General features: G+C 72.0%; 23 protein-coding genes. 6 read left to right on the forward strand and 17 right to left on the reverse strand.

All coding sequences use genetic code 11. The features are described 5' to 3' along the window. Positions 1 to 384 carry a phosphoribosyl-AMP cyclohydrolase gene (gene hisI, locus IE274_RS17930; RefSeq protein ID WP_190116784.1) on the reverse strand — a complete coding sequence of 128 codons (384 nt, stop codon included), beginning with the start codon at positions 382 to 384 and terminating at the stop codon, positions 1 to 3. An 81-nt stretch (positions 385 to 465) separates the two neighbouring features. On the opposite strand from hisI, the gene IE274_RS17935 reads away from it, so the two are divergent. Further along, positions 466 to 1101, forward strand: coding sequence for a TIGR03085 family metal-binding protein (locus IE274_RS17935; protein ID WP_190116785.1), 636 nt, complete (start codon positions 466 to 468; stop codon positions 1099 to 1101). Between the two features lie 167 nt (positions 1102 to 1268). Here the strand turns inward: IE274_RS17935 and IE274_RS17940 are convergent, their stop codons facing one another. The 11 genes from IE274_RS17940 to hisD form a co-directional block, all read right to left on the reverse strand. Continuing rightward, on the reverse strand, positions 1269 to 1454 hold the full coding sequence (locus tag IE274_RS17940) for an antitoxin (protein ID WP_190116786.1): 186 nt from the start codon (positions 1452 to 1454) through the stop codon (positions 1269 to 1271). 78 nt (positions 1455 to 1532) lie between these two features. Beyond that, positions 1533 to 2780 (reverse strand): MFS transporter, encoded by a 1248-nt coding sequence (locus tag IE274_RS17945; RefSeq protein ID WP_190116787.1) that lies wholly within the window; start codon positions 2778 to 2780, stop codon positions 1533 to 1535. Positions 2781 to 2794: 14 nt separating this feature from the next. Continuing rightward, complete coding sequence (locus IE274_RS17950) at positions 2795 to 3445, reverse strand: ArsR/SmtB family transcription factor (protein WP_190116788.1); 651 nt, start codon at positions 3443 to 3445, stop codon at positions 2795 to 2797. Positions 3446 to 3566: 121 nt separating this feature from the next. Next, positions 3567 to 4322 (reverse strand): imidazole glycerol phosphate synthase subunit HisF, encoded by a 756-nt coding sequence (hisF, locus tag IE274_RS17955; RefSeq protein WP_190116789.1) that lies wholly within the window; start codon positions 4320 to 4322, stop codon positions 3567 to 3569. Next, positions 4319 to 4729: a RidA family protein gene (locus IE274_RS17960; protein WP_190116790.1), complete on the reverse strand. Its 411-nt coding sequence runs from the start codon at positions 4727 to 4729 to the stop codon at positions 4319 to 4321. The genes hisF and IE274_RS17960 overlap by 4 nt, the downstream gene beginning before the upstream one ends. Continuing rightward, positions 4726 to 5454: a bifunctional 1-(5-phosphoribosyl)-5-((5-phosphoribosylamino)methylideneamino)imidazole-4-carboxamide isomerase/phosphoribosylanthranilate isomerase PriA gene (gene priA / locus IE274_RS17965; protein WP_190116791.1), complete on the reverse strand. Its 729-nt coding sequence runs from the start codon at positions 5452 to 5454 to the stop codon at positions 4726 to 4728. The genes IE274_RS17960 and priA overlap by 4 nt, the downstream gene beginning before the upstream one ends. Then, positions 5451 to 6098, reverse strand: coding sequence for an imidazole glycerol phosphate synthase subunit HisH (gene hisH / locus IE274_RS17970; RefSeq protein ID WP_190116792.1), 648 nt, complete (start codon positions 6096 to 6098; stop codon positions 5451 to 5453). The genes priA and hisH overlap by 4 nt, the downstream gene beginning before the upstream one ends. Then, positions 6089 to 6253: a CG2302 family histidine operon protein gene (locus IE274_RS17975; RefSeq protein ID WP_190116793.1), complete on the reverse strand. Its 165-nt coding sequence runs from the start codon at positions 6251 to 6253 to the stop codon at positions 6089 to 6091. The genes hisH and IE274_RS17975 overlap by 10 nt, the downstream gene beginning before the upstream one ends. Positions 6254 to 6256: 3 nt before the next feature. Continuing rightward, complete coding sequence (gene hisB, locus IE274_RS17980) at positions 6257 to 6850, reverse strand: imidazoleglycerol-phosphate dehydratase HisB (RefSeq protein WP_190116794.1); 594 nt, start codon at positions 6848 to 6850, stop codon at positions 6257 to 6259. Continuing rightward, complete coding sequence (locus IE274_RS17985) at positions 6847 to 7962, reverse strand: histidinol-phosphate transaminase (protein WP_229909624.1); 1116 nt, start codon at positions 7960 to 7962, stop codon at positions 6847 to 6849. The genes hisB and IE274_RS17985 overlap by 4 nt, the downstream gene beginning before the upstream one ends. Then, a complete protein-coding gene (gene hisD, locus IE274_RS17990) occupies positions 7959 to 9290 on the reverse strand; it encodes a histidinol dehydrogenase (RefSeq protein ID WP_190116796.1) in 1332 nt (443 codons plus the stop codon). Before hisD ends, IE274_RS17985 begins: the two co-directional genes overlap by 4 nt. A 259-nt stretch (positions 9291 to 9549) precedes the next feature. On the opposite strand from hisD, the gene IE274_RS17995 reads away from it, so the two are divergent. From IE274_RS17995 to ybaK, 4 genes are all read left to right on the forward strand, one after another. Further along, positions 9550 to 11064 carry an oxidoreductase gene (locus IE274_RS17995; RefSeq protein ID WP_233102918.1) on the forward strand — a complete coding sequence of 505 codons (1515 nt, stop codon included), beginning with the start codon at positions 9550 to 9552 and terminating at the stop codon, positions 11062 to 11064. A gap of 223 nt (positions 11065 to 11287) precedes the next feature. Beyond that, the gene (locus tag IE274_RS18000; protein ID WP_190116798.1) at positions 11288 to 12304 is read left to right on the forward strand and encodes a hypothetical protein; all 1017 of its coding nucleotides are present in this window, start codon (positions 11288 to 11290) and stop codon (positions 12302 to 12304) included. An 11-nt stretch (positions 12305 to 12315) separates the two neighbouring features. After that, positions 12316 to 13056, forward strand: coding sequence for an LON peptidase substrate-binding domain-containing protein (locus IE274_RS18005; protein ID WP_190116799.1), 741 nt, complete (start codon positions 12316 to 12318; stop codon positions 13054 to 13056). Between the two features lie 79 nt (positions 13057 to 13135). Beyond that, a complete protein-coding gene (ybaK, locus tag IE274_RS18010) occupies positions 13136 to 13636 on the forward strand; it encodes a Cys-tRNA(Pro) deacylase (RefSeq protein ID WP_190116800.1) in 501 nt (166 codons plus the stop codon). 317 nt (positions 13637 to 13953) lie between these two features. Here the strand turns inward: ybaK and IE274_RS18015 are convergent, their stop codons facing one another. The 4 genes from IE274_RS18015 to IE274_RS18030 all read right to left on the reverse strand — a co-directional run bounded on the left by IE274_RS18015 (position 13954) and on the right by IE274_RS18030 (position 18006). Further along, complete coding sequence (locus tag IE274_RS18015; protein ID WP_190116801.1) at positions 13954 to 14658, reverse strand: DUF2567 domain-containing protein; 705 nt, start codon at positions 14656 to 14658, stop codon at positions 13954 to 13956. A 55-nt stretch (positions 14659 to 14713) separates the two neighbouring features. Beyond that, positions 14714 to 15520 carry an ABC transporter permease gene (locus IE274_RS18020; RefSeq protein WP_233102915.1) on the reverse strand — a complete coding sequence of 269 codons (807 nt, stop codon included), beginning with the start codon at positions 15518 to 15520 and terminating at the stop codon, positions 14714 to 14716. A gap of 115 nt (positions 15521 to 15635) precedes the next feature. After that, positions 15636 to 16673, reverse strand: coding sequence for an ABC transporter ATP-binding protein (locus IE274_RS18025; RefSeq protein WP_372447015.1), 1038 nt, complete (start codon positions 16671 to 16673; stop codon positions 15636 to 15638). Positions 16674 to 16791: 118 nt separating this feature from the next. Continuing rightward, positions 16792 to 18006: an NYN domain-containing protein gene (locus IE274_RS18030; RefSeq protein ID WP_190116804.1), complete on the reverse strand. Its 1215-nt coding sequence runs from the start codon at positions 18004 to 18006 to the stop codon at positions 16792 to 16794. A 333-nt stretch (positions 18007 to 18339) separates the two neighbouring features. On the opposite strand from IE274_RS18030, the gene IE274_RS18035 reads away from it, so the two are divergent. Beyond that, positions 18340 to 18510 (forward strand): hypothetical protein, encoded by a 171-nt coding sequence (locus IE274_RS18035; protein WP_190116805.1) that lies wholly within the window; start codon positions 18340 to 18342, stop codon positions 18508 to 18510. A 99-nt stretch (positions 18511 to 18609) separates the two neighbouring features. Here the strand turns inward: IE274_RS18035 and dnaE are convergent, their stop codons facing one another. Then, entirely contained in the window at positions 18610 to 22149 is a 3540-nt protein-coding gene (dnaE, locus tag IE274_RS18040; RefSeq protein WP_190116806.1) for a DNA polymerase III subunit alpha, read from the reverse strand. Positions 22150 to 22249 lie beyond the last annotated feature (100 nt).

Genomic DNA, 22249 nt, shown 5'->3' on the forward strand with positions numbered 1-22249 from the left:
CTACTGACCCGGTGCCGGGGCGTCGGCCACCGGAAGCACGTCGGCGTCGAAGCAGGTGCGGGTGCCCGTGTGGCAGGCGGCGCCGACCTGGTCGACCTGGACGAGGACGGTGTCCGCGTCGCAGTCGAGGGCCACGGACTTCACGTACTGGAAGTGGCCGGAGGTGTCGCCCTTGACCCAGTACTCCTGACGGCTGCGCGACCAGTAGGTGCAGCGGCCGGTCGTCAGGGTGCGGTGCAGGGCCTCGTCGTCCATCCAGCCGAGCATCAGCACCTCGCCGGTGTCGTACTGCTGGGCGATGGCGGGGACCAGGCCGTCGGCGCTGCGCCTGAGGCGCGCGGCGATCTCCGGGTCGAGGCTGCTGGGCTGCGGCGATGCGGTCATGGGGCCATTGTGCCGCCCGCGCGCCGCTCACCCGGCGGACGTCCACTGTCCGGACCGGGCACCCGGTCGTAGGCTGGCTCCATGTCGACCCATGCCAAGCGTGAACGGCTCCTCCTCGCCGATCTGTTGGAGGCGGCCGGTCCGGACGCACCGACCCTCTGCGACGGCTGGAGCACCCGAGATCTCGCGGCCCACGTGGTGGTGCGCGAGCGGCGCGCGGACGCCGCGGGCGGAATCCTGATCAAGCAGCTCGCGTCCCGGCTGGAGCGGGTGCAGGCGGAGTTCGCCGCGAAGCCGTACGAGGAGCTGATCCAGCTGATCCGTACGGGGCCGCCGCGGTTCTCGCCGTTCAACCTGAAGCAGGTCGACGAGGCCTCGAACGCCGTGGAGTTCTACGTCCACGCCGAGGACGTGCGCCGGGCGCAGCCCGACTGGACGCCGCGCGAGCTCGACCCCGTCTTCGCCGAGGCCCTGTGGTCGCGGCTGGAGCGGATGGCCCGGGTCGTCGGCCGCAAGGCGCCGGTGGGCCTGGTCCTGCGCCGCCCGGACGGCCAGACGGCGGTGGCCCACCGGGGCACCCCCGTGGTCACGGTGACGGGCGGCCCGGCCGAGCTCCTGATGTTCGCCTTCGGCCGCCAGGAGGCGGCGGAGGTGGAGCTGGAGGGCGACAAGGACGCGATCGCGCGGCTGCACGAGACGAAGCAGCTGGGTCTCTGAGGCTCTCCGCGACCGGCGGCCCGGTGTTCGAGACCCGGGGAAACGCGTGACGGCTGCGGCAGGCGCGGTGAACGCCTGCCGCAGCCGTGTCACGTGCGCGGTGCGGGGTCGCGGCGGGCCTCAGCGCCGCCGGTCGGCCCCGACGGGCACGACGGGAAGCCGCAGCGTCACGCCTGGGGAGGCTGCTGGTCGCGTCCCAGCTGGTCCTTGAGCTTGTCCTGGGCCGTGTCGACCTGGCTGCTGTACTTGCCCTGGGTCTTTTCGTCGACAAAGTCACCGGCCTTGTCGATGCCCTGTCCCGCCTTGTCCTCGTGACCCCTGAGCATCTGCTTCAGCTTGTCCATCACAGACATCGCCGGCCTCCTTGCTGTTCGTCGGTCACCTCCAGCATGGGCTCCGAGTACGCAGCGCGCATCCGCAGGACCCCGCAGTCACCGCGCCAGCTCGGCCGCGCGCAGCCACCGGAGGCCCACCAAGCCGCCCACCCCGGTCACCACGGCCCCCGCCACGAACACCGGCGCCACCCCCCACAGCCCGATGGCGACCCCGGTGAGCGGGTAGCACAGCGGCGGCACCCCGAGCGTGAGCAGGCTCGCGACCGAGGTGACCCGCCCCAGGTACGCGGGCGCGGTGACCGTCTGCAGGAGGGCACCGCCGAGCGCCCCGCCGAGCCCGAGGAGCAGCCCCACCAGGAACGCCGCGAGCACCGCCCACGCGACCGACGGCACGAACGCCAGGGCCGCGATGGCCGCCGCCCCCGGCAGCGCCGTCCAGGACAGGACGGCCCCGGCCCGCCGCACCCGCCCCCGCACGGCCACACCGAGCGCGGCCGTCCCCGCCCCGGCGCCGAACCCGGAGACGATCCACCCCATCCCGGCCGCGCCCCAGCCCCGCTCGTCGGCGAGCAGCACGATCCCCACGTTGCCCGGTCCGGCGAAGCCCATCTCGGTCACCGCGATGACGACCATGAGGGGCGCGAGGACCGCGTGCCCGCGCACGTACCGCAGGCCGCTCAGCAGCTGCCGTCCGGCGGACTCCGCGGCGTCGGCCCGGTCGTCGGCGGGCAGCTCGCGCACCCGCACGGCGAGCAGGAGCGGCAGCGAGAGGGCGAACAGCACGCCCGCCACGGCGAACCCCGCCGCGGGGCCACCCAGGGCGACGGCCGCGCCGCCCGCCGGGGCCGCCGTCACCGTCGCCACCCGCTGGGCGAGCACCCGCATGCCCTGCACCCGGGCCAGCTCCCCCGGCACGGTGAGCCGCGGCGGCAGCGCCCCCACGCTGGGCAGGAACAGCGCGTCCACCACGCCGAAGAGCAGCGCCGCGACCACCAGCAGCCAGACCCCGGGCGTCGACACCAGCAGGACCCCGGCCAGGGCGAGGATCACCAAGCAGCGCGCGGCGTCGCTGCCGATCACCACGCGGCGCGGCCCGAAGCGGTCGGCGACGACTCCCCCACCGAGCATCAGGGCGGCGCGCGGCACGGCGCCGACGGCGAGGACGAGGCCGGTCTGGGTGGCGCTGCCGCTGCGGGCGGCGGCCCAGGACAGGGCGGCGAAGTAGACGCTGTCGCCGATCATCGAGGCGGTGTAGGCGGCGAGCCAGCGCAGGACGTTGCCGTCGCGGTGGGCGGGTGTCCCGGTGGCCGGGACGGTGGCGGTGCGCGGTGCGGTGGCGGTCACGCCCGATCAGCCCTTCAGGTCCGGAACGGGAAGCTGTAGAGGTGCAGGGCGACGTTCTCGCGCCCCGCGGCGTCCTCGCCCGCCTCGTGTGCGGCGCTGCCCGCCTCGTGTGCGGCGTTGCCGGAGTCGACGTACTTCTTGATGACGGCGCGCAACTCGGCGGAGAGCGCGGCGAGTTCGGGGGCGGTGAGGCGGAGCAGGTAGTCCGAGCCGTCGGCCGCCTCCTGCCACTCGGGGCTCCAGGCGGGCTGCTCGTCGAGGTAGCGCAGGTAGGCGTCGGTGCGCTGGTCGACGATCGCGCGGGCCACGGCGGTGTGCGCGGCGAGCTTCTCGGGGGCGTCCTCGAAGTCGCGCCGGTGCAGGCTCAGGCCCTGCTGTGCGGGCTGCCACCAGCGCTCGCGGCCGTCGCCGCGGGTGGCTCCGGGTGCCTCCTCGATGAGGCCGTGCTCGGCGAGTTTGCGCAGGTGGTAGCTCACCAGCGAGACGGCTCCGTCGACCTCTTCGGCGAGCTGCGAGGCCGTCGCCCTGCGGCGCACGTACAGGGAGCGGTAGAGCTTCAGGCGCAGGGGGTGGCCGAAGGCCTTCAGCGTGCCGAGGTCGGTGATGCGGCGGTCCTCGGGCTGGTCGCCCGTGCTCCGCCCGTCCTGTTCGGGCTTGTCGTTCATGCCCGCCACGCTAGACAGGAAGGAAAAGTTGCGCAATCATTTTTGCGCAACTTTTCCTTCGCATCTGGACGTGACAAGGCCCCGGCCACCCAGAGGTGCGCCGGGGCCTGTCAGCGCGGAACTACCGGACGGGGTGCCCCGCCGACCGCAGCGTCTCCTTGACCTCGCCGATCCGCAGGTCGCCGAAGTGGAAGACGGAGGCGGCGAGCACCGCGTCCGCGCCCGCCGCGACGGCGGGCGGGAAGTGCTCCAGGCGGCCGGCGCCGCCCGAGGCGATGACGGGGACGCTGACGTGCTTGCGGACGGCCTCGATCATCTCGATGTCGTAGCCGTCCTTGGTGCCGTCGGCGTCCATCGAGTTCAGCAGGATCTCGCCCGCGCCGAGCTCGGCCGCCCGGTGCGCCCACTCGACGGCGTCGATCCCGGCGGACCTGCGCCCGCCGTGGGTCGTGACCTCGAACGTGCCCGCGTCCGTGCGCCGCGCGTCCACCGACAGGACGAGCACCTGGCGCCCGAAGCGCTCCGCGATCTCGCGGATCAGGTCGGGCCGGGCGATGGCGGCGGTGTTCACGCCGACCTTGTCCGCACCGGCCCGCAGGAGCTTGTCGACGTCCTCGGCCGCCCGCACGCCGCCGCCGACGGTGAGCGGGATGAAGACCTGCTCGGCGGTGCGGCGGACCACGTCGTACGTCGTCTCGCGGTCGCCGGAGGACGCCGTGATGTCCAGGAAGGTGAGCTCGTCGGCACCCTCGGCGTCGTACACCTTGGCCATCTCGACGGGGTCGCCCGCGTCGCGCAGGTTCTGGAAGTTGACGCCCTTGACGACCCGGCCGTTGTCCACGTCCAGGCAGGGGATGACCCGTACGGCCAGCGTCATGCGGCAGCACCGTCCCCGGCGGGCGCGTACGCCTCCACCTCGACCTCGACGACCAGGCTGGGGTCGATGAAGCCGGAGACGATGAGCATGGACGCGGCCGGGCGGACGGCGTCGAACAGCTCCTTGTGGGCGCGGCCCACGTCCTCGACGTCCCGGGCGTGCGTGAGGTACATGCGGGTACGCACCACGTGTTCGGGGCCGAGGCCGAGCTTCTTCAGGGCGTCGAAGGCGACCTGGAAGGCGTTGACGGTCTGCTCGTACGGCGTGCCCGCGTCTATCGTGCCGTCCACCACGGACGTGCAACCCGACACCAGGACGAGGCCGTTGGGCAGCGCGACCGCGCGGGAGTAGCCGACGGCCTCCTCCCACGGCCCGCCCGAACCCACCCGGCGGATGGCCCCGGTCATGACGACGCCACCGCCGCGAGAGCCTCCTCCAGCGTGAACGCCTTCGCGTACAGCGCCTTGCCGACGATCGCGCCCTCGACGCCCTGCGGCACCAGCTCGGCGATGGCCCGCAGGTCGTCCAGGGACGAGACGCCGCCGGAGGCGACGACGGGGCGGTCGGTGGCCGCGCACACGTTCTTCAGGAGCTCCAGGTTCGGGCCCTGGAGGGTGCCGTCCTTGGCGATGTCGGTGACCACGTAGCGCGCGCAGCCCTCGGCGTTCAGGCGCTCCAGGGTCTCGTACAGGTCGCCGCCGTCGCGGGTCCAGCCGCGGCCGCGCAGCGTCGTGCCGCGCACGTCGAGGCCGACCGCGACCTTGTCGCCGTGCTCGGCGATGACCTTGACGACCCACTCGGGGGTCTCCAGCGCCGCGGTGCCGAGGTTGACGCGGGTGCAGCCGGTGGCGAGGGCGGCGGCGAGGGTGTCGTCGTCGCGGATGCCGCCGGACAGCTCGACCTTGATGTCCATGGCGGCGGTGACCTCGGCGATCAGGGCGCGGTTGTCGCCGGTGCCGAACGCGGCGTCCAGGTCGACCAGGTGCAGCCACTCGGCGCCCGACCGCTGCCAGGCCAGGGCGGCCTCCAGCGGGGAGCCGTAGGAGGTCTCCGAGCCGGACTCGCCGTGGACGAGGCGCACGGCCTGGCCGTCTCGGACGTCGACGGCGGGGAGGAGTTCGAGGGTGCTCACAGGGTTCCGATCCAGTTGGTGAGGAGCTGGGCTCCGGCGTCGCCGGACTTCTCGGGGTGGAACTGGGTGGCCCACAGGGCGCCGTTCTCCACGGCTGCCACGAACGGCTCGCCGTGCGTGGCCCAGGTGACGAGCGGGGCGCGCAGGGCCGGGTTCACCGTCTCCAGGGACCAGCCGTGGACGGCGTAGGAGTGCACGAAGTAGTAGCGCTCGTCGGCGCCGAGGCCCTTGAACAGCTCGGAGCCCGCGGGCGCTGAGACGGTGTTCCAGCCCATGTGCGGGACTATGTCGGCCTTCAGCGGCTCGACCGTGCCGGGCCACTCGTCCAGGCCCTCGGTCTCGACGCCGTGCTCGATGCCGCGGGCGAAGAGGATCTGCATGCCCACACAGATGCCCATGACGGGCCGCCCGCCGGAGAGGCGGCGGCCCACGATCCAGTCTCCGCGCGCCTCGGTCAGGCCCTTCATGCAGGCCTCGAAGGCGCCGACGCCCGGCACCAGGAGGCCGTCGGCGTTCATGGCCGTGTCGTAGTCACGGGTGATCTCGACGTCGGCGCCCGCGCGGGCCAGGGCCCGCTCGGCGGAGCGGACGTTGCCGAAGCCGTAGTCGAAGACGACGACGCGCTTGGAGGGGCTCAATTCCACACCTCCAGGCGGACGATGCCCGCGATCAGGCACATCCCGGCGCCGATGGAGAGCAGCGTGATCAGGCTCTTGGACTGCTTCTGCTTGACGAAGGAGTAGACGCCGCCGAGCAGGAAGAGCCCGACGAAGAACAGCAGGGTGGAGGTACCGCTCATGGCTTACAGCGCGCCCTTCGTGGAGGGGAGGATGCCGGCCGCGCGCGGGTCCCGCTCGCTGGCGTAGCGCAGCGCCCGGGCGAGGGCCTTGAACTGGCACTCCACGATGTGGTGCGCGTTGCGCCCGTACGGCACGTGGATGTGCAGCGCGACCTGCGCCTGGGCGACGAAGGACTCGAAGATGTGCCGGGTCATCGTCGTGTCGTACTCGCCGATCATCGGCGCCATGTTCTCCGGCTCGGTGTGCACCAGGTAGGGGCGGCCGGAGAGGTCGACGGTGACCTGGGCGAGGGACTCGTCGAGGGGGACCGTGCAGTTGCCGAAGCGGTAGATGCCGACCTTGTCGCCGAGCGCCTGCTTGAAGGCGGCGCCGAGGGCGAGCGCGGTGTCCTCGATGGTGTGGTGCGAGTCGATGTGCAGGTCGCCGTCGGTCTTGACCGTGAGGTCGAACAGGCCGTGGCGGCCGAGCTGGTCGAGCATGTGGTCGTAGAAACCGACGCCGGTCGACACGTCGACCTTGCCGGTGCCGTCGAGGTCGATCTCGACGAGGACCGAGGTCTCCTTGGTGGTCCGCTCGACTCTGCCAACGCGGCTCATGCGCTCTGCTCCTTCTTCAGTTCGCGTACCGCATCGAGGAACGCGTCGTTTTCGGCGGGGGTTCCCGCGGACACCCGCAGCCACCCCGGCACTCCGTTGTCCCGGACCAGGACGCCCCGGTCGAGGATCCGCTGCCAGGCGGCGTGGGTGGCCCCTTCGCCTTCGAATCGCCCGAACTGCACGAAGTTGGCGTCGGAATCGGTCACTTCATAGCCCGTCGCGCGCAGCTCGGCGACGAGGCGGTCGCGCTCGGCCTTGAGCTGCTCGACGTACCCGAGGAGCGTGTCCGTGTGCTCCAGGGCGGCCAGCGCGGTGGCCTGGGTGACGGCCGACAGGTGGTACGGCAGGCGGACGAGCTGCACCGCGTCGACCACCGCCGGGTCGGCGGCGAGATAGCCGAGGCGAAGACCGGCCGCGCCGAAGGCCTTCGACATGGTGCGCGAGACGACGAGGTGCGGCCGCCCCTCGATCAGCGGGAGCAGCGAAGCGCCGTGGCTGAACTCGACGTACGCCTCGTCGACCACGACGACCGACGGCTTGGCGGCCTGCGCGGCGTCGTGCAGGGCGAGGACCGTCTCGGCGCTCACCGCGTTGCCCGTCGGGTTGTTGGGCGTCGTGATGAACACGACGTCCGGCCGGTTCTCGGCGATCGCCTTCGTGGCCGCGTCGACGTCGATCGTGAAGTCGTCGTCGCGCGGTCCGGAGATCCAGCCGGTGCCGGTGCCGCGGGCGATCAGGCTGTGCATCGAGTACGAGGGCTCGAAGCCGATGGCCGTACGTCCGGGCCCGCCGAAGGTCTGCAGGAGCTGCTGGATGACTTCGTTCGAGCCGTTCGCCGCCCACACGTGGGCGCGGGTCACCTGGTGGCCGCCGGTGCGGGTGAGGTAGCGCGCGAGCTCGGTGCGCAGTTCCACCGCGTCGCGGTCGGGGTAGCGGTTCAGGTCGCGGGCCGCCGCGCGCACACGCTCGGCGATGCGCTCGACGAGCGGCTCGGGCAGCGGGTAGGGGTTCTCGTTGGTGTTCAGCCGGACGGGGACGTCCAGCTGGGGCGCGCCGTACGGGGACTTGCCGCGCAGCTCGTCGCGGACGGGGAGGTCGTCGATCCTGGTCACTGGTTCGGCACCTGCCATCCGAACCGTGCCTTGACGGCCGCGCCGTGCGCCGGCAGGTCCTCGGCCTCGGCGAGCGTCACCACGTGGTGGGCGACGTCGGCGAGCGCCTCGCGGGTGTAGTCCACGATGTGGATGCCGCGCAGGAAGGACTGGACGGACAGGCCCGAGGAGTGGCACGCGCAACCGCCCGTGGGCAGCACGTGGTTGGAGCCCGCGCAGTAGTCGCCGAGGGAGACCGGCGCCCACGGACCGACGAAGATCGCGCCCGCGTTCTTGACGCGGTCGGCGACGGCGGCGGCGTCCCGGGTCTGGATCTCCAGGTGCTCGGCGCCGTACGCGTCGACGACCCGCAGGCCCTCGTCCAGGCCGTCGACCAGGACGAGCGCGGACTGCCGGCCAGCGAGCGCGGGGGCGATCCGGTCCTCGACGTGCTTGGTCGCGGCGACCTGCGGCTCCAGCTCCTTGGCCACGGCGTCCGCGAGGTCGGTGGAGTCGGTGACCAGGACGGCGGCGGCCAGCGGGTCGTGCTCGGCCTGGCTGATCAGGTCGGCGGCGACGTGCACCGGGTCGGCGGTGTCGTCGGCGAGGATCGCGATCTCGGTCGGCCCGGCCTCGGTGTCGATGCCGATGCGGCCGGTGAAGTACCGCTTGGCGGCGGCGACCCAGATGTTGCCGGGGCCCGTGACCATGTTGGCCGGGGCGCAGGTCTCCGTGCCGTACGCGAACATCGCGACGGCCTGGGCGCCGCCGACCGCGTACACCTCGTCGATGCCGAGCAGCGCGCAGGCCGCGAGGATCGTCGGGTGCGGCAGCCCGCTGAAGGCACCGCAGTCGGCCTGGGGCGGGGACGCGAGCGCCATGGAGGCGACACCGGCCTCCTGCGCGGGCACGGCGTTCATGATCACGGAGGACGGGTAGACGGAGCGGCCGCCCGGTGCGTACAGGCCGACGCGCTCGACCGGCACCCACTTCTCGGTGACCGAGCCGCCGGGCACCACCTGCGTGGTGTGCGGGGCGCGGCGCTGGGCGCGGTGGACGGTGCGGGCGCGGCGGACGGACTCCTCCAGGGCCGCGCGGACGTCCGGGGCGAGACCGGCGAGGGCCTCGGTGAGGGCGGCGGCGGGCACGCGGACGTGCGCCAGCTTCACACCGTCGAATTTCTCCGCGTACTCGATCAGCGCCGCGTCGCCACGATGATGCACGTCTTCGCAGATGGGCCGCACCTTCTCCAGGGCGGCCGCGACGTCGAAGTCGGCACGGGGCAGCAGGGCGCGCAGGGCGGGGCCCTCGGGGAGGGCGTCGCCGCGCAGATCGATTCGAGAGATCACATGGCCAATTCTCTCAGACCGCCTTCGGCGCCCGGTCGCCCGTATCAGTGGCTGATACAGGCCCCCCGGACCCGGTCGTTCCCCTCGGCGATTAACGGAAGACCGCGTTCACCACTAGCGTTCAGGCGGTCACGGAGCGGGCATGAACAGGTGTACGAGGCACGAGTGCGCCGGCGAACGTAACGGGAGGACATCAGCAGTGGTCGACGACACCGGCATCGGGGACCCGCCGGACGGGCTGACCGCAGCGGAGATCGGCATGTGGCAGGCGTTCCGCAACGGCAGCGTGTACGACCTGAGGTCGGGGGACGCCGCCGTGGACGACCCGCACGGCGGGTATCCCTGGGGCCCCGAGCGCAGTGTCCGGGCCCGCATCGTGTGCTGGCTGCTGCTCGACGGGCCGCCCGCGCTCGCGGGACGGGTGTCGTCCCTGAAGCTGGCCGGGGTGCAGATCACGGACGTGCTCGACCTGGCGGGCGGCACGGTCGTGCCGTACACGGAGCTGAAGGGCTGCCGCTTCGAGAAGGAGGTGCTGCTCCCGGAGGCGCGCTTCACCACCCTGCGCCTGGTCGACTGCTCCGTCCCGCGCCTGGAGGCGGCCCGCCTGCACACCGAGGGCGACCTGCACCTGCCCCGCTGCCGGCTGCACAACGGCATGCGGCTCACCGACGCCCACATCGGCACCGACCTGCTGCTCAACCAGGCCGTGGTCTACCGCGACCGGCGCGGCCGCTCGATCATGGGCGACGGCATGACGGTCGGCCAGGACCTCCAGGCCGAGATGCTGGAGTCGCACGGCGAGCTGAGCCTGCGCGGCGCGAAGGTCGGCGTCAGCCTGAGCCTGCGCGGCAGCCGCCTCGCCAATCCGTACAGCCGCCGCGCCCTGAACGCCCCCCAGCTCACCGTCGAGCGCACCCTGTACCTGACCCCGGCGGGCGTCGGCAATCCGCCGCAGACCAGCGGCACGACGCCCGCGCGCGGCACCCGGGTGCAGCGCTTCGAGTGCGAGGGCGGCATCCGCCTGGACGACGGCCGCTTCGGCGACGCGGTGGATTTCGGCCAGGCCCGGTTCACGCTGCAGAACGACCAGGAGGTGTCGCTGCGCCGCGTCCAGACGCCCGAGCTGCGCTTCCTGTCCGAGGCACCCCGGCGCGGCAAGATCGTGCTGTCCGGCGCGCGGGTGGTGAACCTGATGGACCGCGCCTCCAGCTGGCCCGGCCCCGGCAACCTCCAGATGGGCGGCTTCACGTACGAGAACCTCATCCCGCAGGGCAGCTTCCCGCTGTCGCGGCGCCTGGCGTGGGTGGCCGCGGCCACCCCCGAGTACAACCCCGAGCCGTACGAGAAGCTCGCCACCGTCCTGCGCAACGGCGGCGAGGACGCCGACGCCCGCGAGGTCCTGCTCGCCAAGCAGCGCCGCCGCCGCGAGACGCTGCCCCCGGCCGCCAAGCTCTGGGGGTACGCCCAGGACTGGACGGTGGCCTACGGCTACCGGCCGGGCCGGGCCGCGCTGTGGATGGCGGTGCTGTGGGCGGCCAGCGCCATCGCCTTCTCCCGCGCCGACCACCCCCCGCTCAAACCGGGCGAGCACCCCCACTGGAACCCCGCCCTCTTCGCCCTCGACCTGCTCCTGCCCGTCATCGACCTGGGCCAGGACAACTACTGGCAGCTCCGCGGCGGCTGGCAGTGGCTGTCCACGGTCCTGATCCTGCTCGGCTGGATCCTGGCCACGACGGTGGCGGCGGGGGCCACGCGGCTGCTGCGGCGGAGCTGAGGGGGGCGCCGGGCGCGCCGGGCGCGGGTGCCGTGCGAGCGCCCGTTGGTTCGCGGCTGAACCGTTATCCGACGGGGGGCAACCATCGGCCCACTCCGTCCGTCAACACACGCGACCAGCAAGAGAACCGCTCGCGGACCACGAGCGGACCACCACACCTGTACGGTGACCGGCGCCCCGCCCCACGGAGCGGCGCCGGCCGGGCGCGAAGGGGGACAGCCGGATGCCGCTGCTGCGCGCCTTCGTCCGGACCGCCCGCATGATCCGGCACACCCCCCGCCTGGCCGACGGCCTGACCCCCGACGACGAGGTCCTGCTCGACGTACCGGACGACCGCCTGGGGCCCGCCCTGGTCGCCGCGGGCCGCGGTGAGTACGGCCCGGCGGCCAAGCTGCTCGCCACCACCCGCGAGGCCGCCGAGTGGGAGAACCGCGACCGGTACGCGACCCGCCTCGCCGCCTTCGCCCGGTCCCGCTCCGAGTGGTTCGACGACTGGCTGTCCGCCGCCCCGCACGACCCGGACGCGCTGCTGCTCAAGGCCGAGCTGGCCGTCGTCCGCGGCTGGGAGTCGCCCGCCCGCGCGGAGCTCCTGCGCGAGGTCAGCCCGCTGCTCACGGCCGCCGCCGACGCCGACCCGCGCGACCCGGTGCCGTGGCGCATCGCGCTCGACCACGCCCGCGGCACGCACGCCTCGCACACCGAGTTCGAGGAGCTGTGGGCGCAGGCGGTGCGCCGCTCCTCGTACCACTACGGCTGCCACGCCTCGGCCCTGATGTACCTGTCGGCGGACTGGTACGGCTCGCACACCGAGTGCTTCCACTTCGCGGAGCGGGCGGCGGCCGACGCGCTGCCCGGCTCGCTGATACAGGCACTGCCGGTGCGGGCCGCCTTCGCCTACCTGACCAGCGCCGCCGGGAACCTGCCGCGCGAGCGTCTGGACCAGGCCGCCGATCTGGCCATCGCCCTGTCGGGTGAGTACGCCGCCGCCGACCCCTGGCCGGCCGAGGTCCGCAACCTCCTGCTGGCCGTCCTGATCCGCCTGGAGCGCTGGCACGACGCCCTCGACCAGCTCCGCCTGATCGGCCCGTACGCCACGTCGTTCCCCTGGGACCGGCTGTCCGACGACCCGCTCGGGCAGTTCCTGGAGCTGAGGGACGGGGTCCGCATAGAGGTCGCGGCACGCACGCCGCTGCGCCCCCGGCAGGGCGACGCGGACGGTCGGGGTGCCGACGGCCGTTAGGCTTTCGGATCGTGACGACCGTCCGGCTTCCGCTCTTCCCGCTCAACTCGGTGCTGTTCCCGGGGCTCGTGCTGCCCCTGAACGTCTTCGAGGAGCGTTATCGCGCCATGATGCGCGAACTCCTGAAGGTTCCCGACGACGAGCAGCGGCAGTTCGCGGTGGTGGCGATCCGGGACGGCCGGGAAGTCGCGCCCAGCGCGCCCGGCCTGCCCGACCAGACCGCGACCCCCGAGCAGGGCCCCGCCGCGGGCTTCGGCGACGACCCGCTGAAGGCGTTCCACGAGGTGGGCTGCGTCGCGGACGCGGCGACCATCCGGGAGCGCGAGGACGGCGGCTTCGAGGTCCTGGCCACGGGCACGACCCGGGTGCGGCTGCGCTCGGTGGACGCCTCCGGGCCCTACCTCGTCGCCGAGCTCGAACCGCTGGCGGAGCAGCCAGGCGAGGAGGCGGGCGCGCTCGCCGAGGGCGTCCTGCGGGCCTTCCGCTCGTACCAGAAGCGCCTCGCGGGCGCCCGCGAACGCTCCCTGTCCACCACCGCGGAACTCCCCGACGAACCGTCCGTCGTGTCCTACCTGGTCGCGGCGGCCGCCGTCCTCGACACCCCCACCAAGCAGGAGCTCCTCGAAGCCCCCGACACGGCCTCCCGGCTGCGCGACGAGCTGAAATTGCTGCGCGCCGAGACCGCGATCATCCGTAACCTGCCGTCGTTGCCCGCGACGGAACTGACGCGCGGCACGACCAGCCTCAACTGAGGCACGGCCGGGCGTGCGGCGCGGCCGGACCCCCCTCCCGTACGAAACGTACGCACCGCGGAAGTTGGCGAGCAGCAGCGTGGCGAAGAAGCAGAAGAAGACGCAGGCGGGCGGCACCCCGGCGACGGTCGCCCTCACCTCGGCGGGCACCGCCTTCACCGTCCACTCCTACGACCACGACCCCGCCCATCCCTCGTACGGCCAGGAGGCCGCCGAGGCCATGGGCGTCTCCCCCGACCGCGTCTTCAAGACCCTCGTCGCCGACGTCGACGGCGAGCTGACCGTCGCGGTCGTGCCGGTCGCGGGCACCCTCGACCTCAAGGCCCTGGCCACCGCCGTCGGCGGCAAGCGCGCCACCATGGCGGACCCGGCGGCCGCCGAGCGCACCACCGGCTACGTCCGCGGCGGCATCTCCCCCCTCGGCCAGCGCAAACGCCTCCGCACCGTCCTGGACTCCTCGGCCTCCGGCCACCCCACCATCTGCGTCTCGGCGGGCCGCCGCGGGCTCGAGGTCGAGCTGCCCCCCGCCGATCTCGCCGATCTCACCGCCGCCGTCCTCGCCCCGATCGGACGTGAATGACCCCTCGACGGGTCGCCGGTCCTCGACTAGGACCACACCCATGTCGAAGAAAACACGCAAGCGGAAGTGGCGCATAAGAAAAGGCAAGTCCAACCATGGCCGCCGCCCGGCGTAGGGGTGACCGGCGGTGACCTTCCCCCGGACCCCCGCTCCTCAAGCGCCGGACGGGCTGTCCATAGCCCGTCGTGGAGGTCCCCCCTGCTCCTTGAGAGCTTGGGGGAGATTGAGGACGAGGCGCGGAGCGCCGACAGCGGGGGTCCGGGGGCGCAGCCCCCGGGTTCGGGAAGGGGCGGGACTGGGGAGCCCCCCGGCAGGGCCTACCGCTCAGGCGCCCCGTACCCGTCCCGGTACGGACTCCCGTACGAGGCGAACGGCTCCGGATCCCGGGGCCCGAACAGCCCCGTGAGCACCAGCTGAAAGACCATCGCAGCAACGGGCCACGCGAGCAGCACGCCCTTCGCCTTCAACTCCATGGGCGCGTCGAACACCACCCCCGCCCCCACGGACCTGGCGTGCGCCGCCACATCCGTCTCGGGCCCGACCCACACCCCCACCTTCCAGGCGAGCACGGCCCCGAGGAGTCCGCCCGCGGCGAGCCCGACGACGAGCGGGATGCCGCCCCGCCGCCGTACGAGGAACACGACGACCGCGCTGAGGAGCCCGAACGCGAGCCCCAGCAGAGCGAACGTTCCGTCGACGCCGATGGCCTGCTCGCCCTCGGTGTCCTTGAGGTAGACCGTCGTCTTGTCGGCGATGAGCGGCACGGTGGGCGCGAGCCACAGCCACAGCAGCCCGAGCAGCACCCCGCTGGCCGCGACCGCGACCATGATCACCACGGCGTCCCGCACGTCGGCCTTCAGGTCGGTCGTCACGGGGGCTCCGCCCTCCTCGTACGCCGTCTCGGGCGCGGGGCCGGAGGGCCGCGCGGGTTCCCGCCAGGGGTCGTCGGAACCGTCGGGGCCGGCGGTTCCGTCCTCGGGCTGGTCGTGCGGCGGTTGGGAGGGTGTAAGCGGTGCGGTCACGCACACATGGTGCCAGCTCCGCCTGAGAACCGCGCCACCGGACGGCGGATCGGGGTCAGCGGACGGCGGCCCGCCGGTAGGCCCAGGTGGCGACGGCGAGGGAGGCGACGCCGACGCCCGCGCAGACCGCGAGATCGAGGGCGACGGCACCCCAGTCGGGGTCGGCGCCGAAGGTGCGGGCGAGGGCCTCCACGCCGTACGTGGAGGGCAGCAGGTCGCGGGCGTACTGCAGGAATCCGGGCATGCGCTCGGCGGGCAGGACGCCGAGGAGGAGGGCGGCGGACATGCCCATCTGGCCGAGCAGGGTGGCGAGTTCGGGGCGCGGCGCGAGCAGCCCGAGGGCGGCGCCGAGCCCGGCGAGGGCGGCGCCGGAGAGCGGGATCACGGCGGCGAGCACCCACAGGTGGGTCAGCGGGAGTCCGAAGAGCCCGCAGCCGACGACGGCGGTGACGATGGTGCCGGGGACGGTGAAGGAGGCGTACGCGGCGGCGGCGCCGAGGACGACGGCGGCGGGCGGCACGGGCAGGGTGGCGTAGTGGTCGAGGCCGCCGTCGCCGCGGAGCTGGCCGAAGTACTGGGCGAGCAGGTTGAGCGCGACGAACGCGACCACGAGGACGGAGGACCCGGCGACGACGGCGTGCGCCTCACCGCCCCCGTCCACGACGCCCCGCATCAGGATCATGATCCCGACGGACTGGAAGGTGGCGACGAAGAGCAGCGGGATCCGCGCGACGCGGGCCCGCGAGAGCTGTGCCCGGTAGACGGCGCCCAGGGCCGGCAGGAGCCGCGCCCGGGCCCCGAGCGGCGCCACGGGCTCCGGCACCTGGGCGGCGCGGTCCTCGGCACGCACGACGGCTTCCAGCGGAACGGCACTCAACGGACAACCTTCCTACCGACTGGCCTGACTACTCCGCGCCGCGCGGGCGCCCCTGCACTGTGCCGGGCGACCAGCCGCGCCCCTCCCTCGGCGGCGGGCTTCACGCCTTCACCAGCCCGTCCCCGCCGCGCCCGCCCAGGGCGAGGTACACGTCCTCCAGGCTGGGCGTGGCCAACGTGAAGTCGTCCAGCGCGGCGAAGGCGCCCCCGCCGGTGACCGCGGCGACGGCCGCCCGCGCCTCGTCCGGCGCGAGCCGCAGCGTCCACTTGCGGCCGGACTCGACGGCCGAGGACCGCAGCGCGGCGACCTCCGGTACGTCGATGGGTGCCCGCTCGCGCCAGACGAGCTCCACCCGGACCTCCCCGGCGACCTGCTCCTTGAGCCCGGCGGGGGTGTCGCAGGCGATGACCCGGCCGTGGTCGAGGACGGCGACGCGGTCGAGGACGGTCTCGGCCTCGATGACGTTGTGGGTGACGAGCAGGACCGTGGTGCCGCGCTCGGCCCGGCGCCGGTCGACGGCGCCCCAGACGGCGCGCCGCGCCACCGGGTCCATGCCGGTCGTGGGCTCGTCGAGGACGAGCAGGCGCCGCTCCCCCACCAGGGCGGTGGCGAAGCAGGCGAGCCGGCGCTGGCCGCCGGAGAGCTTCTTCAGGGGCCGGGTGGCGAGCGCGGTCAGCCCCAGCTCCGCCAGGACGGCGTCGCGCTCGGCGCGCGCGGGCCCGGCGTCGAGGCCGCGCAGCCGCGCGGTGGTCTCGACGGCGAGGGAGACGGTCAGCTCGTCCAGAGCCGTCGTCTCCTGGCCCAGATAGGCGAGGAGCCGGGCGGCCCGCTCCGGGTGGCGCACGATGTCGTGGCCGAGGACGTGGACGCTGCCGCTGTCGGGGCGCATCAGCCCGGTGAGCTGGCGTACGAGGGTGGACTTGCCGGCGCCGTTGGGTCCGAGGAGGCCGAAGATCTCGCCGCGGCCGACCTCGATGCCGAGGCCGTCGCTGGCCCGGACCTCGGGCGTCGCGGGCCTGCCGCGCCTGCCGCGGGCCGCGGGATAGACCTTGACCAGGTCACGCACGACGCAGACGGCATCGCTGCCGTGCCCCTGCCGGAGCCCCTGTCGGACTGCCTGTGCCGCGCGCGTACTCACGAAGGACGAGGGTACGGGGTCCGGTGTCCGGTATGGCGCGCGGGGCGGCTCTCGCGCCCCCTCGTCGTACCGGAATGCGTACCGCCGCGCGCCGGCGAACTCACCCGCACCAGGGACCTCACTCCCCCGCGGGCGCGTGCTCGGCGGCGGTCCGGACGTCGATCTCGCGCCAGAAGCCCGCCCGGATCGCGTACCGGTCGTGCTCGTCGATCTGGTCGTCCTTGTGGGCGAGCAGCCCGAACCGGGCGGCGTAGCGCAGCAGCTCGCCGTCGACGCGGTGCGGGATGCGCGGGTACATCGCCCCGAGCTTCTGCAGGTTGTGCTGCTCGGGCAGGCGCGCCATCCAGCGGCGGGCGAAGACCTGGCCGACCTCGTAGGGGTCGCCGCCGACGGTGGTGATGTCCTCCTCGCGGTCGGCCCAGCGCTGCTCGGCCGTGGTGAGCTGGGCGAGGGTGGGCAGCGCGGCGGCCTCCGGGGGCTCGGCGGGGGTGCCGGGGCGGTCCACCCAGCCCTTGTCGGACGACCAGCGCAGGGTCGCGTTGGCCGGTTCCTTGGGGTGCTGCACGCCGGGGGCGCGCAGGGCCGCGAGGTCCTTGGGGGTGGGCACGCCCTTTGTGGCCGGATTCCGGTCCCCGTTCTCCTGGGCGCGGGGGGCCGCGGCGGGGTGCGGGGCGGTGGGGGCCTGCTCGGCGCTCGTGGCGAGCGCGGATTCGGGCAGCGGCGCGGAGAGGATCGCGGCGATCTCGGGGCGGGGGGCGGGCGGCGGGGCGCAGACGCCGGTCAGCTCCTTGGCGCGGACGGCCTTGGTGATCCAGGCGCGATCCAGGACGCGGCGCTCGTCGGCCTCGGCGACCAGGTCCTCGGACTGGTTGTAGTCGCCGTCGGCGGCCTGCACGGCCCACAGGTGGACGGCGACGCCGTGTTCCTTGGCGGCCATCATGCCGGGCAGCAGATCGCCGTCGCCGGTGACGAGGACGACGTCGGAGCAGGCGCGGTTGCGGGCCAGCTCGGTCAGCTCGGCGTGCATGGCGGCGTCCACGCCCTTCTGCGCCCAGCGGCCGTCGCTGCGGGTCAGCGCGCCCAGGCGGACGGTGACGCGGGGCATCACGCGGAGCCTTCTGTGCTCCGGCTGGGGTACGCGGTCGGGGGCGCCGTCGAACCAGTAGATCCGCAGCAGCGGGCGCTCCGTGTCGGACTCGGCGCGCTCGCGCAGACCCTGGATGAGGGCGGTGTGATCGACGGTGATCCTGGACCGGGACGGCTCTCCCGCGAGGAGGCTCGCGGCGGCTCCCAGCAGATACCCGGCGTCCACCAGGACGATGCAGCGGTCCACGCCATCCACCCTCTTCCCTGGAAGATTCCTGAAGGTGCCCGAAGATCCCACAGATCCCGGGCGGGGGTCCGGCGATTTCGCGGATCGGAAGATCCCGCGGATCCAGGAGGTCACTTCGGGTTTCCTTCGAGTCTGCCCGACCTCGCGGAGGTTAACGGCCCGAACTCGATCTTCGGCGTGGCGTATCCGCTCGAACGCGTTGCGTGGCTCCTTTTGAGTGCCCCCGCGAGTCCCCCTATAACGCACGGTAATTATCCAAAATGCGCCTTTTGTGGACCTGTGTGAGTCTGGTCGCGTCCTGGCCCCTCGATCACCCGCAGGAGGAAGATCACCATGGCCAAGAACAAGAACCGCGATCGCAACCAGAAGGCCGCCGCCCAGGCCGAGCGCGGTCAGCAGCAGGCCCAGCAGTCCGCCATGGAGGCACAGGCCAAGTCCGCGGCCGCGGCGAACCCCGGCGACGTCGCCCGTAAGCACCGCGAGCGCCGCTTCGGCCACAACTGACGCCCGCACAGGCACACATGAGGGGCGCACCCGGTCCGGGTGCGCCCCTTGGCCATGCGGTTCCTGCCGTGCGCGCTGTGCGCGCCGCTCGCAGTGGGGTCAGCCCGCCAGGCAGGACGGGCCGAGCAGCACCTTGAGGTCGCCGAAGAGCGCCGGGTCAGGCTTCACGCGGTGCCGGTCGAGGCGGAGCACGGTGGTCTTCTGCGCGCCCTGGAGCTTGATCCGCACCTCGCTGTTGCCCCGGTGGTGGCTGAGGATCTCGCCGAGGCGGGTGACCATCGGCGGGCTCACCTTCACGGTCGGGATGGTGATGAGCACGGGCGCGTTGGTCCCGGCGTTGGACAGGTCGGGGACCTGCATCTCCATGGCGACGAGGCGGGGGACGTCCTCGCGCTTGTCGAGGCGCCCCTTGACGAACACCACCGCGTCCTCGACGAGTTGCGTGGACACCAGCTGATACGTCGCTGGGAAGAACATGCACTCGATGGAGCCCGCCAGGTCCTCCACCGTCGCGATCGCCCACGCGTTGCCCTGCTTGGTCATCTTCCGCTGCAGCCCGGAGATGATCCCGCCGATGGTGACGACCGCGCCGTCGGAGAAGTCCCCGCCGGTCAGCTGCCCGATCCCCGCGTCCGCCTTGTCCGACAGCACATGCTCCAACCCGAACAACGGGTGGTCGGAGACATACAGACCGAGCATCTCCCGCTCCTGCGCGAGCAGATACGTCTTGTCCCACTCATCGTCGGAGAACTCCACGTCCAGGCCGAACCCCGGCTCGTCGGAGTCGTCCTCCCCCATCCCCCCGAACAGGTCGAACTGCCCCTCGGCCTCCTTGCGCTTGACCGCCACCACATTGTCGATCATCGGCTCGTACTGCGCCGTCAGCCCCTTGCGGGTGTGCCCCATCGTGTCGAACGCACCCGCCTTGATCAGCGACTCCGTCGTGCGCTTGTTGCACGCCGCCGCCTCCACCTTGTCCAGGTAGTCCGGGAACGAGGCGAACTTCCCCTTCGCCTTCCGCGACCGGATGATCGACTCCACCACGTTCGTCCCGACGTTGCGCACCGCCTCCAGACCGAACAGGATCACGTCGTCACCCTGCGCCGCGAAGTTGTGCACCGACTCGTTCACGTTCGGCGGCAGCACCTTGATGCCCATACGACGGCACTCGTTCAGATACACCGCCGACTTGTCCTTGTCGTCCTTCACCGACGTCAGCAGCGCCGCCATGTACTCGGCCGGGTAATTCGCCTTCAGATACGCGGTCCAGTAGGTGACCAGGCCGTACGCGGACGAGTGCGCCTTGTTGAACGCGTAACCGGCGAAGGGCACCAGGACGTCCCACAGGGCCTGGATCGCGGCGTCCGAGTAGCCCTTCTCCTTGGCGCCCGCCTGGAAGAGGACGAAGTTCTTCTCCAGCTCCTCGGGCTTCTTCTTGCCCATCACACGGCGCAGGATGTCGGCCTCGCCGAGGGAGTACCCGGCGATGATCTGGGCGGCTTTCTGCACCTGCTCCTGGTACACGATCAGGCCGTAGGTGAGGCCCAGGGTCTCCTTCAGGGGCTCTTCGAGCTCCTTGTGGATGGGGGTGATCTCCTGGCGGCCGTTCTTGCGCTCGGCGTAGTTCGTGTGCGAGTTCATGCCCATCGGGCCCGGCCGGTACAGGGCCGAGACGGCGGAAATGTCCTCGAAGTTGTCGGGCTGCATCTGGCGGAGCAGCGAGCGCATCGGGCCGCCGTCGAACTGGAAGACGCCGAGCGTGTCACCGCGGCAGAGCAGTTCGAAGGTCTTGGGGTCATCGAGCGGGAGGCTGAGCATCTCCAGGTCGACGCCCTTGTTGGCCTTCACCATCTTGACGGCGTCGTCCATGATCGTGAGGTTGCGCAGGCCCAGGAAGTCCATCTTCAGCAGGCCGAGCGACTCGCACTGCGGATAGTCCCACTGCGTGATCGTGACGCCGTCGGTGTGCCGCACCCAGATCGGGGCGTGGTCCACGATCGGCTCGCTGGACATGATCACGCCGGCCGCGTGCACACCCATCTGCCGGACCAGGCCCTCCACACCCTTCGCGGTGTCGATGACCTTCTTCACATCCGGCTCGTTCTCGTACATCCCCCGGATCTCGCCCGCCTCGCTGTAGCGCGGGTGGGTGGGGTTGGTGATGCCGTCGAGGTCGATGCCCTTGCCGAGGACGTCGGCGGGCATGGCCTTGGTGAGCCGGTCGCCCATGGCGTAGGGGTAGCCGAGGACGCGCGCGGAGTCCTTGATGGCGTTCTTCGCCTTGATCTTGCCGTACGTACCGATCATGGCGACCTTGTCCTCGCCGTACTTCTCGGTGACGTACCTGATCACCTCCACGCGCCTGCGCTCGTCGAAGTCGATGTCGACGTCGGGCATGGAGACGCGTTCGGGGTTGAGGAACCGCTCGAAGATCAGTCCGTGCGTGATCGGGTCGAGGTCGGTGATGCCCATGGCGTACGCGACGATCGAACCGGCGGCGGAGCCTCGGCCGGGGCCGACCGCGATGCCGTTGTTCTTGGCCCACATGATGAAGTCGGCGACCACGAGGAAGTACCCCGGGAACCCCATCTGGATGATGATGTCCATCTCGTACTCGGCCTGCTTCTGGCGGTCCTCGGGGACGCCGCCCGGGTAGCGGCGGTTCATGCCGACCCGGACCTCCTCCTGGAACCAGGTGACCTCCGTGAAGCCTTCGGGGATGTCGAACTTCGGCATGAGGTCGCGCTTCTCGAACATGCCGGTCGTGTCGATCTGCTCCGCCACCAGGAGCGTGTTCGCACACCCCTCCTGCCAGGCATCCGAGGAGTCGACCGCGTACATCTCGTCCGTCGACTTCAGGTAATAACCCGTCCCGTCGAAACGGAAACGGTCCGGATCCGACAGGTTCTTGCCCGTCTGAATACACAGCAGCGCGTCATGCGCCGTCGCCTCGTGCGCATACGTGTAATGCGAGTCATTCGTCACCAGCGGCGGAATACCGAGCTTCTTGCCCACCCGCAGCAGATCCTCACGGACCCGGCGCTCGATATCGATGCCGTGGTCCATCAGCTCCAGGAAATACCGGTCCTTGCCGAAAATGTCCTGGTACTCCGAAGCCGCCTTCACCGCCTCGTCGAACTGCCCCAGACGCAACCGCGTCTGCAGCTCGCCCGAAGGACAACCCGTCGAAGCGATCAGCCCCTCCGACCACTGGGAGATCGTCTCCTTGTCCATCCGGGGCCACTTCTGCAGCCAGCCCTCGGCATACGCGTCCGAGGACAGTTTGAAGAGATTGTGCAGACCCGTCTGATTTGCCGCCCAGATCGTCTTGTGCGTATAACCACCCGAACCCGACACATCGTCGCGCTTCTGGTGCGGCTGCCCCCACTGGATCTTCCGCTTGTTGCGCCGCGACTCCGGCGCCACATACGCCTCGATCCCGATGATCGGCGTCACCCCCGCCTTCTTCGCCGTGTGGAAGAAGTCGTACGCCCCGTGCAGATTCCCGTGGTCGGACATCGCGATATGCGACATGCCCATCTCATTGCACGCGTTGAACATGTCCTTCAGCCGCGCGGCACCGTCCAGCAGCGAGTACTGGGTGTGAACGTGCAGGTGCGTGAAGGGCGGCTTCGACACGACGTTGGCCTCCGGGGGAACTCTGCGGGTGGCGTGGGTGGACAGCGTGGAAGTCTAGTCCGGCTCACTGACAGCGGGCGGGCACTCGGGAGTACGGTCG

Origin of the sequence: Streptomyces flavofungini, assembly GCF_014650815.1 — a bacterium.
GTDB lineage: Bacteria > Actinomycetota > Actinomycetes > Streptomycetales > Streptomycetaceae > Streptomyces > Streptomyces flavofungini.